This window comes from Roseibium aestuarii (assembly GCF_008477545.1).
Classification (GTDB): domain Bacteria; phylum Pseudomonadota; class Alphaproteobacteria; order Rhizobiales; family Stappiaceae; genus Roseibium; species Roseibium aestuarii.
In genome coordinates this window covers 74,709-87,287 of sequence record NZ_VORA01000005.1, presented here as the reverse complement: position 1 = coordinate 87,287, position 12,579 = coordinate 74,709, and the positions used below count along the sequence as shown (strand labels likewise).

Annotated in this window: 12 protein-coding genes; 1 reads left to right on the top strand and 11 read right to left on the bottom strand. The window is 64.0% G+C overall.

Annotated features, from left to right (window positions below; genetic code table 11):
- Positions 1-8: 8 nt before the first annotated feature.
- The 5 genes from FR728_RS15900 to FR728_RS15880 form a co-directional block, all read right to left on the bottom strand.
- On the bottom strand, positions 9-686 hold the full coding sequence (locus tag FR728_RS15900; protein ID WP_149893728.1) for a ZinT family metal-binding protein: 678 nt from the start codon (positions 684-686) through the stop codon (positions 9-11).
- Positions 687-1,345: 659 nt separating this feature from the next.
- Positions 1,346-2,125 (bottom strand): siderophore-interacting protein, encoded by a 780-nt coding sequence (locus FR728_RS15895; RefSeq protein WP_149893727.1) that lies wholly within the window; start codon positions 2,123-2,125, stop codon positions 1,346-1,348.
- Positions 2,126-2,918: 793 nt separating this feature from the next.
- A complete protein-coding gene (locus FR728_RS15890; protein ID WP_149893726.1) occupies positions 2,919-3,950 on the bottom strand; it encodes a 4-hydroxyproline epimerase in 1,032 nt (343 codons plus the stop codon).
- A 19-nt stretch (positions 3,951-3,969) separates the two neighbouring features.
- Complete coding sequence (locus FR728_RS15885) at positions 3,970-5,211, bottom strand: NAD(P)/FAD-dependent oxidoreductase (protein ID WP_149893725.1); 1,242 nt, start codon at positions 5,209-5,211, stop codon at positions 3,970-3,972.
- Between the two features lie 5 nt (positions 5,212-5,216).
- The gene (locus tag FR728_RS15880; protein WP_149893724.1) at positions 5,217-6,110 is read right to left on the bottom strand and encodes a dihydrodipicolinate synthase family protein; all 894 of its coding nucleotides are present in this window, start codon (positions 6,108-6,110) and stop codon (positions 5,217-5,219) included.
- Positions 6,111-6,318: 208 nt separating this feature from the next.
- Between FR728_RS15880 and FR728_RS15875 the strand changes: the two genes are divergently transcribed.
- Positions 6,319-6,981, top strand: a complete 663-nt coding sequence (locus FR728_RS15875; protein WP_149893723.1) for a GntR family transcriptional regulator — start codon at positions 6,319-6,321, stop codon at positions 6,979-6,981.
- Positions 6,982-6,997: 16 nt separating this feature from the next.
- Here the strand turns inward: FR728_RS15875 and arsB are convergent, their stop codons facing one another.
- The 6 genes from arsB to FR728_RS15840 form a co-directional block, all read right to left on the bottom strand.
- Entirely contained in the window at positions 6,998-8,038 is a 1,041-nt protein-coding gene (gene arsB / locus FR728_RS15870; RefSeq protein ID WP_149893722.1) for an ACR3 family arsenite efflux transporter, read from the bottom strand.
- A gap of 85 nt (positions 8,039-8,123) precedes the next feature.
- Positions 8,124-8,465 carry an ArsR/SmtB family transcription factor gene (locus FR728_RS15865; protein WP_149893721.1) on the bottom strand — a complete coding sequence of 114 codons (342 nt, stop codon included), beginning with the start codon at positions 8,463-8,465 and terminating at the stop codon, positions 8,124-8,126.
- Positions 8,466-8,881: 416 nt separating this feature from the next.
- Positions 8,882-9,709: a dipeptide ABC transporter ATP-binding protein gene (locus FR728_RS15855; RefSeq protein ID WP_149893719.1), complete on the bottom strand. Its 828-nt coding sequence runs from the start codon at positions 9,707-9,709 to the stop codon at positions 8,882-8,884.
- Complete coding sequence (locus tag FR728_RS15850) at positions 9,709-10,545, bottom strand: ABC transporter ATP-binding protein (RefSeq protein ID WP_149893718.1); 837 nt, start codon at positions 10,543-10,545, stop codon at positions 9,709-9,711. The genes FR728_RS15855 and FR728_RS15850 overlap by 1 nt, the downstream gene beginning before the upstream one ends.
- A gap of 4 nt (positions 10,546-10,549) precedes the next feature.
- Positions 10,550-11,404, bottom strand: coding sequence for an ABC transporter permease subunit (locus tag FR728_RS15845; protein ID WP_244304699.1), 855 nt, complete (start codon positions 11,402-11,404; stop codon positions 10,550-10,552).
- A gap of 92 nt (positions 11,405-11,496) precedes the next feature.
- Positions 11,497-12,504 (bottom strand): ABC transporter permease subunit, encoded by a 1,008-nt coding sequence (locus tag FR728_RS15840; protein WP_149893716.1) that lies wholly within the window; start codon positions 12,502-12,504, stop codon positions 11,497-11,499.
- Positions 12,505-12,579: the final 75 nt, after the last annotated feature.

Genomic DNA, 12,579 nt, shown 5'->3' with positions numbered 1-12,579 from the left:
GAGGCCGGTCAGTGCTCCAGCATTTCCGACACGATCTCCGCGCCGCTCAGCGCGGAGGGGTAATAGGTCGGCCAGTTGGTGACTTCCTCCAGCAGCGCGGCCCGGTCATCGCCCCAGTAGAGGTGATAATGATCCGCCGCACTCGGCGAGATCTTGTGATCGCTGAACTGGACGAAGCCCGGTGCCCCGGCATCGCCCTCCACCTTGCGGAAGATGTAGCGCACGCCCCGATTGCCCTTCTTGTAGGTCAGCACCTCGAACCCGTCCGCCGCATAGGTCGCGCTCAGCGCCATGGCCTTGCTGTGGAAGGTGAAGCGGTCTCCGTCGATCACGATCCGGTCCACGTCGGTGGCATAGCCCGTGTCGTAATAGGCCCGGTACTCGTCAGCACTCATGCTGCCGTGCTCGGCCTTGTGCGCCATCACCGGATCCAGCGTTCCGTCGAGCAGATAGGGATGGACGGACTGCCAGTCGCCCTGCCAGTCGGCAAGCGTGCGCGGCTGGATCTGGCTGTCCTCGAAATAACCCTTGTAGATCTGGCGTTCGCTGTCGCTCTGGCCGTGGCTGTGGCCCTGATGAGTGCCATGGGTGTGGGCGGCGTCCTTCGCCCCATCCGCAAGGGCGGGCGCGGTGAGGCCGGCAGCGAGGACAAGGGCGAGAAGGGAAGGAAGGGGGGAACGGTTCATGCGGTGCAATCCTGTACGAAGACCGTGAGGTCGGAGCGAATCGTAACGTTATTACATTACATTCTCTCCGTAACGCCTTCCCGCCCCTTTTGGGAAGCCCCTCCCGTAAACTTATCCCCGTCCGTCCGCTCTGCCTTACACTGGCGCCGTTCCTGCCATCACGGGGCCGAGACCGGACCGACCGTTCGCGGTGGCAGAAACCGGAAGCCGGATGCGCGTCCCCGCCTAACGGACCGGGAACACGCATCGGCGCAGATCGCGGATCGGCAGAGGTCGGGGACCATCTCCGGCAGCTTGCAGGGTCGCATGTCGGGAAGAGGTGACGGGGCAACGGGCTCCGTCCGCAAGGGTCCGCCCGCAGGCCACGGTTGCGCATGGCTCATGCCTGTCGCGTTCCCTGGCCGCCCTAGGGCCGTGCTGTGGCAGACCTTGCTCTCGTCCCGGACGATCGCGCGCCTGGGGAACGGCTTTCGGGCAGGCGCTCGCTCTTGCCACGCCTCCCCTCCTCCTGCTCACTCCCGGCAAGGTCCGGGCGCCTGCCATCCCGTGGCATGCTGCAAACCGAAAACGAAAAAACGCCGGAGGTTTCCCTCGCGGCGCTTGTCGTGCTGGCAGGTGGCCTTGCAGATGCTCTGGCCCCGCTCCGGCCTGTGCCCGGACTATTTTCCGGCTTCGCCCTTCACCCAATAGCCCGAAGGCTTGATCCAGGCCGGGTTGATGCCGCGCTCGTCCAGAACATGGGCCTTGAGCGCCTGGGCCACGGCGGCCTCCGCCGCAATCCAGATGAAGGTGCGCGGGCCGATCTCCAGCGCCCGCACCGCCTGGAGGAAGGGGGCAATCTCCGCCGCCTGATCTTCCGGGCGGTGGAGCCACTGGCACGTGACCTCCGCCGCGCTGTCGAACTGCTGCTCGTCTTCCGCGCCGGGCACACCGGCAATCACGGTGATGCGCGTGCCCGCCGGAGCTTCTTCCACCTTGCGACCGATGGCCGGCAGGGCGGTTTCGTCACCGATCAGCAGCCACTCGGAGATGTCGCCATGCACCACGCGCGAGCCGCGCGGACCGCCGACCACCAGCGTGTCGCCGACCTGCGCCTCCAGCGCCCAGGCCGTCGCCGGGCCCGCATCATGCAGGGCAAAGTCGAGCACCAGCTCGCGCGCCGCCACATCGAAACGCCGGGGCGTGTAGCTGCGCCGTTCCAGCACATCCTCTCCGTCCGGTCCCGGCACAGTGAGGAACAGCTTCACGTTGTCATCGAACCCGGGGCTCTGGAAGTCGCTGAGATCCTCGCCCGTCAGGGTGATCCGCAGCATGTGAGGCGTGAAGAGCTCGTGGGCGGAAACGGTCAGCTCCCGCCGCTTCAGCTCGATGGAAATCCGCTCGCTGCGCGGGAGAGACAGATCAACGTCAGGCGAAATTTCCGAGGCAGAGTGGGGCATGTCACGTCCTTGTTGAGCATCTGCATCAAATATGATGAAAAAACTCATGTTTCAAGGAAGGACTTGTAATCAGACGTCACAGACGAAAAGCGGAACCAAGGATTGGTCCCGCCTTCCAGTCATGCAGTGCAGATATCTGGCCTTGAACGACACACTGTCGACAGGCCTATTTGCAGGTCTTTGTTACTCGTGCAAGCTCAGACTTTGACTTGCTCAAGACATAGGGAATCTTGCCTTTGGAAAGGCGAAAGGGGTCGCCCTTGCAACTGCTGACGGTCATTTCCATGAAACCGGACATCGGCCGGCATTTCCAGGATCCCATCTTCTTACCAGTGGTCGGATCCGTCACCTTATCGGAGTACCAAAAACAGATCTTGTTACTACTCATCTTCCAGCTCCCAGTAACCGGCCGCCTGTTACCCGGGTACCAAAGATAAGACCGCCCGTCGGGGGCATAGTATTCAACCTGGGGCCCATGCGCCTTGTTGTAGACAACAATCGTCCTTCTGGACATGCTACCCGCAGCAGAGGCCTGCCCGGCAAAAAGAACCAGAATGGAAAGAATGAAGGGAGTAAGGATACGACTGAAATTCACCACAATCTCCGACAATATGAAAACCACAATTAATTTAAGTGCATTAGAATTAATTGCAATCAGAGATTAAGGCCGTGCGGTTGTGCAGAAACGCCCCGCCCCCCGCTCGCCACAGGGGCCTCGGCAGCATCATGCGCCATCCAGTCTCGCAGATCGTCATTGGCACAGCCGTGGAACTGGTCCGCTCTGATCCGCCGCTCAAGGCCGCGGATAGCGCTTCACGCCCGTGCCGGTCACCGAGAAGCCGGTCATGTAGGGATCGCGCTCATCCAGGGTGATGATGCTGGTTCCCGTCTTCACCGCCCAGCCCTTGATGGTGGGGATGATGCCGCGCTTCGTGCCCACCAGCACCTCTTCCTTCACCCCGCCCTCGAACAGCGATCCGATAACGCTTTCATGGGTGAAGCTGTCGCCCACCTTCAACAGGCCCTTGCCATGCAGCTGCGCCATGCGGGCCGAGGTGCCGGTGCCGCAGGGGCTGCGATCGATGGCCTTGTCGCCATAAAAGACCGCATTGCGTGCATCGGCTTCCGGCTGGGTCGCCGGTCCGGTCCACTGCAGATGGGTGATGCCCCGGATGCCCGGATTGACCGGATGCACCATCTCGTAGGCTTCGTTGAGCAGGGTCCTGAGCTTCGGGCTCACCTGCACCAGCGTGTCCACGTCCACGGTGCCAACCCCGGCGAAATTCTCCTGCGGCTCGAAGATCGCGTAGAAATTGCCGCCATAGGCCACGTCGAAGGTCAGCCGTCCGAAATGCGGGCAGTCGATCTCCAGACCCTCGGCCGCCAGGAAGGACGGCACGTTGGTCAGCTTGACGGAGGCGACATACTCCCCGTCCATCTCGTATTCGGCAAGCACCAGTCCTGCCGGTGTTTCCAGCCGCGCCACACCCGGCGTCTGCGGGGTCAGGAGCCCCTCCTCGATCGCCATGGTCACCGTGCCGATGGTGCCATGCCCGCACATGGGCAGGCAGCCGGAGGTCTCGATGTAGAGCACGCCCACATCATAGTCGTCCGACGACGGCGGATAGAGGATCGAGCCCGACATCATGTCGTGGCCGCGCGGCTCGAACATCAGCCCGGTGCGGATCCAGTCATAGGCGGCGATGAACTTCTGCCGCCGCTCGAACATGGAAGTCGCCTCGATGCGCGGTCCGCCCCCGGCCACCAGACGCACCGGATTGCCGCAAGTGTGACCATCGACGCAGAAGAACGTGTGGCGGGCCATGACAGGTAAACTCCGGGCTCTAGAAGCGGGTCGCGCTGAAGGGAGAAGGATCGACGGCGGGCGTCTCGTTGAAGATCATCGCGGTCAGCATTTCCGCGGTGGTGGCGGCTTCCGTCAGGCCGTGATGGGCATGGCCGAAACCATAGAGGATATGCGGGCTTGCCGAAGACGGCCCGATCACAGGCAGGCTGTCGGGCATGGAGGGGCGGAAGCCCATCCAGCGCTTGCCGGTGGACGCATCGAGCTTCGGATAGATGGTCTTCGCCTTGGCGATCATCGCATCCACCCGGCCCCAGTTGGGCGGCAGGTCCAGCCCGCCGAATTCCACCGCGCCGCCGATGCGCAGGCCGGTCTCCAGCGGCGACAGCACGAAGCCATGGCCCGGCAGCATGATGAAGTTGGTCACGCTCACCCCAGGCTGCGGCACGGTGATGTTGTAGCCCCGCTCCGTGTCGAGCGGCACCGCATCCCCCAGCTGCGCGGTCAGCTTCTTGGACCAGGCCCCGCAGGCAATGACGAGCTTCTCGACACCGCGCACGGTTCCATCGACCAGGCGAAGCTCCGCGCCGTTGGCCGTGGCCGAGACACCGGACACGCTGGCCACCTCGAAGGTCACCCCTTGCGCCGCCAGCCAGTCGGCCAGCGACAGGCACAGCTTCTTCGGGTCGTCCATCTGCGCCCAGCCGGGCAGGAAACCGCCGCCGACGATATTCGCCGTCAGGTCAGGCTCCATGTCGCGGATCTGATCGCCGGTCAGCTCGCGCACCTCGATGCCGTGGTCGCGCTGCTGGGCCCAGGTCGCCCGATAGGCCTCGAACTTGGCCCGGTTGTCGAAGATTTCCAGGCAGCCGTTGCGGCGCACCTGATTGTGGGTGCCGGTCAGCTTCCACACCCGCTCCCAGGCGGGCAGCGCGGAGCCGTTCAGCGCCGCCAGCGCCACGGTGCTGCGCGCCACCTGATCCTTGCCGGACGCCGCCAGGAAGCGGATCATCCAGGGCAGGATCTTCAGCGCATAGGCCGGGCGCACGGTCAGCGGCCCGAGCGGATCCATCAGCCACTTCAGCGCATCCTTCCAGATGCCCGGCGAGGCGAGAGGCGACACATCGGTCCAGGCGATGCCGCCCGCGTTGCCCTGACTGGCACCCGCGGCCGGACCTTCCCGATCGATGATCGTAACGCTTGCACCGCGGCTGACCAGAACGGAGGCGGTGGCGAGGCCGACAATGCCGGCCCCGACGATGGTGACGTTGGGCTTGCTCATGATCCTCAGAAGGACGGCAGTTCGGGCCGCTTGGCAAGAGCAGAGGTGATCACGGCCTCGACGCGGGCGCGCTCGGCACCCGACAGCGGCTGGCGTGGCGCACGGCAGCGGTCATTGGAACCGATGGCGTGGACTTCGGCCAGCTTGATGTTCTGCACCAGGTTGGTGGAGACATCGAGGTCGAGCAGCGGACGGAACCAGCGATAGATGTCCAGCGCCTCGGCCATGCGGCCCTGCTGCACCAGCTCATAGATCGCGACCGTTTCCCGCGGGAAGGCGACCACGAGACCGGCCACCCAGCCGATGGCACCCATGGCCAGGCTTTCCAGCGCCAGGTTGTCGACGCCGGTGAAGATGTCGAACCGGTCACCGAAGCGGTTGATCACATCGGTCACCCGGCGGATGTCGTCGGTGGATTCCTTCATGGCCACCACATGCTTCTCGCCGGCCAGCTCCTCGAACATGTCGAGAGAGATATCCACACCGTAGGCAACCGGGTTATTGTAGATCATCGACGGCAGACCAGCGGCATTCACCACGGTCTTCAGATGAGCGATGGTCTCGTGCGGCGCGGACTTGTAGGGCACGCCCGGCAGCACCATCAGGCCGGCGGCACCGGCAGCAGCCGCTGCTTCAGCGGCCTTGGCGGCGCGCCTGGTAGAGCTTTCGCAAACGGTCATCAGCACCGGCTTGTCGCCGGCCACGCTCTTGGCGAGCTTCAGCAGCTCGAGCTTCTCTTCCGGCTCCAGCGCCATGGCTTCGCCCAGCGAACCGCAGAGGATCATGCCGTGGCAGCCGGCCTCGAACTGCAGCGCGAAGCAGCGTTCGTTTTCGGCCAGATCCAGCGTGTCGGCTTCGGTGAACTTGGTGGTGACTGCGGGGAATACGCCCTTCCACATGACGGGAGACCTTCTTCTGACTGGTTTTGCAAGTGTCTGTCGCGGAGCCCGCACCGGAAACAGACCGGCCGCACCCCTTCAGGTGAGGCTCACGATGCGCTTCCGCCCATCACTTGTCAACACGTGATATATCAGACATATTCAAATGCGGATTTGCCCTGCGGCACGTCGCGGGCTATCGCTTGCGCGCCATCACCGGAGACCGCCCATGAGCGAAGATCAGAGTCTGGCGGAAAGCGCCTATCGCCGTCTGGAAGAGGACATCGTCACCCTGCGCCTGCAGCCCGGCGAGGCCCTGACAGAAGCGCGCCTGACGAAGGAACTCGACATGGGCCGCACCCCGATCCGCGAGGCGATCCAGCGCCTGAGCTGGGAGGGTCTGGTCACCATCCGCCCGCGCCTGGGCATCGTCATCTCCGAGCTCAACCCCGGCGACTACACCCGCGTGATGGACGCGCGCCATCCGCTGGAGGTGCTGCTGACCACCAGTGCGGCCCGGCTCGCCAGCCGGGAAGAGCGCCAGAAACTGCATGATTGTGCCGCCGCCATGCGCGATGCGGCCTCGGCCAACGATACCATCGGCTTCCTGCGTCTCGACAAGATCTTCGACGAGATCGTGGCGGTGGCCGCCTGCAATCCCTTCGCGGCCAAGGCGGTCGCGCCGCTGCAGACCCTCAGCCGCAGGTTCTGGTACCGCTACTGGGGCGAGAGCAACCTGATCGCCGCCGCCACCGGCCATCTGGAACTGATGCAGGCGATCGAGAGCGGAGACGAGACGGTCGCCCGCACCATGGCGGACGACCTCATGCGCTACATGCGCCGTCAGGCGGCGTCTCTTGTGGCCGAAGTGACCCCGCCGCGGCCTGTGTAGGATCGTCTCGGCCGGATCAGGCGAAGCGGTGCCGGGTACGGTTGGCGAAGGCCACGAGTGACAGCATCACCGGCACTTCCACCAGCACGCCGACGACGGTCGCCAGCGCCGCCCCCGAATTGAGGCCGAAGAGACTGATGGCCACGGCCACGGCCAGTTCGAAGAAATTCGAGGTGCCGATGAGGGCGGCCGGCGCGGCGGTTGCAAACGGCACCCGCCACACATAGCCCCACAGATAGGCGACGGCGAAAATGCCGTAGCTCTGCACCAGCAGGGGCACCGCGATCAGGCCGATCACCGCCGGATCCTCGACGATGGTCCCCGCCTGGAAGCCGAAGAGCAGCACGACGGTCGCCAGCAGCCCCATCACGGAGAAGGGCTTCACCTTGCCGGTGAAGGCGGCGATCCGCTCGTGATCCCCGTTCCGGTCCAGGGACTTGCGGGTGAAATAGCCGGCCGCCAGCGGAATGATGACATAAAGCAGCACCGAGAAGAGCAGCGTTTCCCAGGGCACGACGATATCCGTCACCCCCAGCAGGAAGGCCGCGATCGGCGCGAAGGCAAAGACCATGATGATGTCGTTGATGGAGACCTGCACCAGCGTGTAGTTCGCATCCCCGCGCACCAGCTGGCTCCAGACGAAGACCATCGCCGTGCAGGGCGCGACCCCGAGCAGGATCATGCCCGCGATATATTCCTTGGCGTCTTCCGGCGAGACAAGCCCGGCAAAGACATGCTCGAAGAACAGGATGCCGAGTGCGGCCATGGTGAAGGGCTTGATCAGCCAATTGATCACCAGCGTGATGCACAGGCCCTTCGGCTTGCGCCCCACATCCTTCAGGGAGGCGAAGTCCACATTGACCATCATCGGGTAGATCATCACCCAGATGAACACCGCCACCACCAGATTGACGTTGGCATATTCCATCGCGGCAATGGCGGAGAAGGCCCCCGGCACGAGGAGCCCCAGACCGACGCCAGCGCCGATGCACAGGGCAACCCAGACGGAAAGATAACGCTCGAACAGTCCGAGCGGGGAGGTATCAGCTGCGGTCACGGTCGGTCTCCGGCAGGCCTCCGCGCGGGAGGCATCAGGTCTTGAAACGGGTGATGGGCGGACGAGCGAAGGGAGCGAAAACGGATCAGCCGGCCTTGCTGCCGCAGGCGAACAGGTTGAGCAGCGGCCCGCACTGGTCCGGTCGGCCGCCACAGCAATCCTGCAGCAGATAGGCGACAAGCTCCTGCATGGTCGTCAGATCCGCGCGATAGATGATGGAGCGCCCGTCCCGTTCCGCCCGGATCAGGCCGGAGCGGGTGAGCACCCCCAGATGGGTCGACAGGGTATTGGCCCTGACACCCAGCCCCTCCGACACGGCTCCGGCGGTCAAGCCCTCCGGGCCCGCCTCCACCAGCAGGCGGAACACATCCAGCCGCGTTTCCTGCCCCAGCGCCGCCAGGGCCTCAAGTGCGTTTTCCTTTTGCATAATTCGAGAATAGTCGAATTATCGAAACAGGCAAGAGAAAACTGCCCCCGTCTCCACCCCCACCCTCGGACCCTCTTTCGTCCTCGTCCTCACCACCGTTATGTTCGCCCTCTCCTTCGCCCCCTCTCCTCCGTCCTCCTCCCCTCTCGGTCGTCATCCTCGGCCCTGTGCCGAGGATCCGGCAACCAGCGACGCGGGTTGCCGAAAAAGGAAGCAGCCTCAGCCGGTTACTGGATTCCTGCCTGCGCAGGGATGACGGCAGGAAAGGCAGCCCGAATGCCGAGGGCAGCATTCGACGGCGGCACCGCGCCTTACTCGCCACCGCCCGACCTGCGTTCCCGTGCCCCTCCCCTGAAACGAAAAAAGGCGGAGCCTTGCGGCTCCGCCTTCTCGTGATCTCGTTAAAGCCGGGCGCCTCAGGCGACCTTTTTCGCGAGCCGTGCCTTGATGCTGTCCACATCGGCGTTCGGCGTCGCGGCAAACAGCGTGCGCGTATACTCGTGCTTCGGATCGCCGAAGACCTCGTCGCGGGTGCCGTATTCCACCACTTCGCCGAAATACATCACCATCACCTTGTCCGCGAGATAGCGCACCACGGACAGATCGTGCGAGATGAAGATGTAGGTCAGGCCCATCTCGTCCTGCAGGTCCTTGAGCAGATTGAGGATCTGCGCCTGCACGGAAAGGTCGAGCGCCGAGACCGGCTCGTCGAGAACCAGCAGCTTCGGCTTCATCATGATGGCCCGGGCGATGGCGATGCGCTGTCGCTGACCACCGGAGAACATGTGCGGATAGCGGCCGTAATGCTCCGGCTGGAGACCTACCTTCGTGAGCATTTCCAGCGCCAGATCCCGCCGCTCGGCAGCCGGCATGCTGGTGTTGAGCAGCAGCGGCTCTTCCAGCACGTGGCCGATCTTCTGGCGCGGGTTCAGCGAGCCATAGGGGTTCTGGAAGACGATCTGCACCTTCTGGCGCATGTCCTTCGAGATCCCGGTCTTGGCGATGTCGATCGGCAAGCCGTCGATCTCGATGGAGCCGGAGGTCTGGGCATCGATCATCGTCAGCATGCGGGCAAGGGTGGACTTGCCGCAACCGGATTCCCCGACGATCGCCAGGGTCGAGCCCCGCTCCACGTCGAAGCTCACGCCCTTCACGGCGGTGAACTTGCCGGGCTTCTTGAACAGTCCGCCCTTGATGTCATAGGTGCGATAGAGATCGCGCACCTTCAGAATGGTGTCGCTCATCAGAAGCCTCCTGCGCCGACAAAGTCGCTGACCGTCGGCAGACGGTCGCCCGTGGCATTTTCCGGCAGGGCGGAAAGCAGCGCGCGGGTATAGGCGTGCTGCGGGTTTTCGAACAGGGAGAGGACATCCGCCTCTTCCATCTTGTTGCCCTTGTACTGCACGATCACCCGGTCGGCGGTCTCGGCCACGACACCCATGTCATGGGTGATCATGATGAGGCCCATGCCGCTGTCCTGCTGCAGCTTCACCAGCAGATCCAGGATCTGCTTCTGGATCGTCACGTCGAGCGCGGTGGTCGGCTCGTCGGCGATCAGCAGCTTCGGCGCACAGGCAATCGCCATGGCGATCATCACGCGCTGGCACTGGCCGCCCGACATCTGGTGCGGGAAGGCGCTGACGCGCTCTTCGGGCTTGGGCAGGCCCACGGCCTTCATCAGCTCGATGACCCGCGCCTTGCGCTCGCGGCGGCCCAGCGTGGTGTGGGCTTTCAGGGTTTCTTCCAGCTGGTGCCCGACCGTGAAGCACGGGTTCAGGCTGGCGATCGGCTCCTGGAAGATCATCGAGATGTCTTTGCCGATGACCTTGCGACGTTCCTTGGCCGACAGGGTTCGAAGGTCGCGACCCTCAAATTCCATCTTGTCGGCAGTGATCGTCGCCGTGTCCGGCAGAAGACCCATCACGGCGAGCATGGCCACGGACTTGCCCGAACCGGACTCGCCCACGATGGCCAGCACTTCGCCGGCTTCCACGGTATAGTCGACGCCATCGAGAGCCTTGAACGGACCCTTGGCGGTGGCAAACTCGACCTTCAGGTTGCGAATTTCAAGAAGCGGCATGGGCTTAGCTCCTCTTCAGCTTCGGATCGAGGGCATCGCGCAGACCGTCGCCCACCAAGTTGATCGCCAGCACGGTGATCAGGATGGCCAGGCCCGGGAAGGTCACGACCCACCAGGCGCGCAGGATGAACTCGCGGGCTTCCGCAAGCATCGTGCCCCATTCCGGAGTGGGCGGCTGGGCACCCATGCCCAGGAAGCCGAGGGCTGCCGCATCGAGAATGGCGTTGGAGAAGGACAGGGTTGCCTGAACGATCAGGGGCGCCAGACAGTTCGGCAGGATGGTCTTGAACATCAGGCGCAGGTGGCCGGCACCGGCCACGCGGGCGGCGACCACATAGTCCCGGTTCACTTCCGCCAGCACCGCCGCACGGGTCAGACGCACGAAATGCGGCTGCAGCACGATGGCAATGGCGATCATCGCATTCACCAGGCCCGGGCCGAGGATGGCGACGAGCACCAGCGCCAGCAGCAGGGACGGGAAGGCCAGGATGATGTCCATCACGCGCATGATCAGCGTGTCGACCCACCCGCGGGCGTAACCGGCCACCAGACCGATGACAATGCCGCCGACCAGAGCAATGGTCACGACAACCACGCCGATGAAGAGCGAGAAACGCGAACCGAAGATCAGGCGCGAAAGGATGTCGCGGCCGACCGCATCCGTTCCCAGCGGGAAGGCGAAGCTGCCGCCGTCCTGCCAGAAGGGCGGCTGCAGAAGGGCGTCGCGGTACTGGACGTCCGGGTCATGGGGCGCAACCAGCGGCGCGAGGAGCGCCACGGCGACGAGCACGGCAAAGACGACAAGGCCGATCACGGCCCCCTTGTTCTGGGAGAAGTAGTACCAGAACTCGGTCAGCATGGCCTTGGTGGCGTTGCGGCTCTCGCGCTCGAGCACGGTTTCCGTCGCCAGCTCCGTAGAAGTTGATTTTGTCATTCTTGTTCTTCCCCGCGTCAGTTGTGACGGATGCGCGGATTGATCAGACCATAGAGCAGGTCCACGATCAGGTTCACGACCATGATGATGCCGGCGATCAGCAGAAGTCCGCCCTGCACCACGAAATAGTCACGGCGCGAAATGCTGTCGACCAGCCACTTGCCGATGCCCGGCCAGGAGAAGATGGTCTCCGTGAGGATGGCCCCCGCCAGCAGCACCCCGACCTGCAGGCCGATGGTGGTGATGACCGGAATGAGCGCATTGCGCAGGGCATGCAGGCCGATGACGCGGGCCGGCGACAGGCCCTTGGCCCGCGCGGTGCGCACATAGTCTTCACCAAGCACCTCGAGCATGGCCGACCGGGTCTGGCGGGCAATCACCGCCAGCGGAATGGTCGCCAGAACGATCGAGGGCAGGATCAGGTGGCTGAGCGCCGAGGCGAAGGCACCCTTTTCCCCAGACAGCAGGCTGTCGATCAGCATGAAGCCGGTCACCTGCGGGAAGAAATACATCAGCGAGATGCGGCCCGAGACGGGCGTCCACTGCAGGATGCCGGAGAAGAGGATGATGAGCAGCAGGCCCCACCAGAAGATCGGCATGGAATACCCGACGAGCGCGGTGCCCATGATGGCCTGGTCGGCGGCCGAGCCACGCTTCACGGCGGCGAAGATGCCGGCCGGAATGCCCAGGCAGATGGCGATGATGATGGCGCAGAGCGACAGTTCGACCGTGGCCGGGAACAGCGTCAGGAACTCCACGAGCACCGGCTTCTTCGAAGCGAAGGACACCCCGAGGTCACCGTGGAAGATGTTGATGACATAGTCGAAGTACTGCTGCCACCAGGGTTTGTCGAAGCCCATCTGGGCCATGAGCTGAGCCTTGCGCTCGGGGTCCATGCCCCGTTCGCCGGCGAGAAGATCGAGCGGGTCGCCCGGCAGCAGCCGGATGAACCAGAACGCGACGAGCGTCACCCCAAAGAAGGTCGGGATCAGCAGGCCGAGACGGCCGATGAGAAAGCGAAACATTTTTGGGTTCCGGATACGAAGAACCAGCGAGACTCGTCAGATTTACCTAGAGTCTCAGCCGGCCGCAAAAGGAAG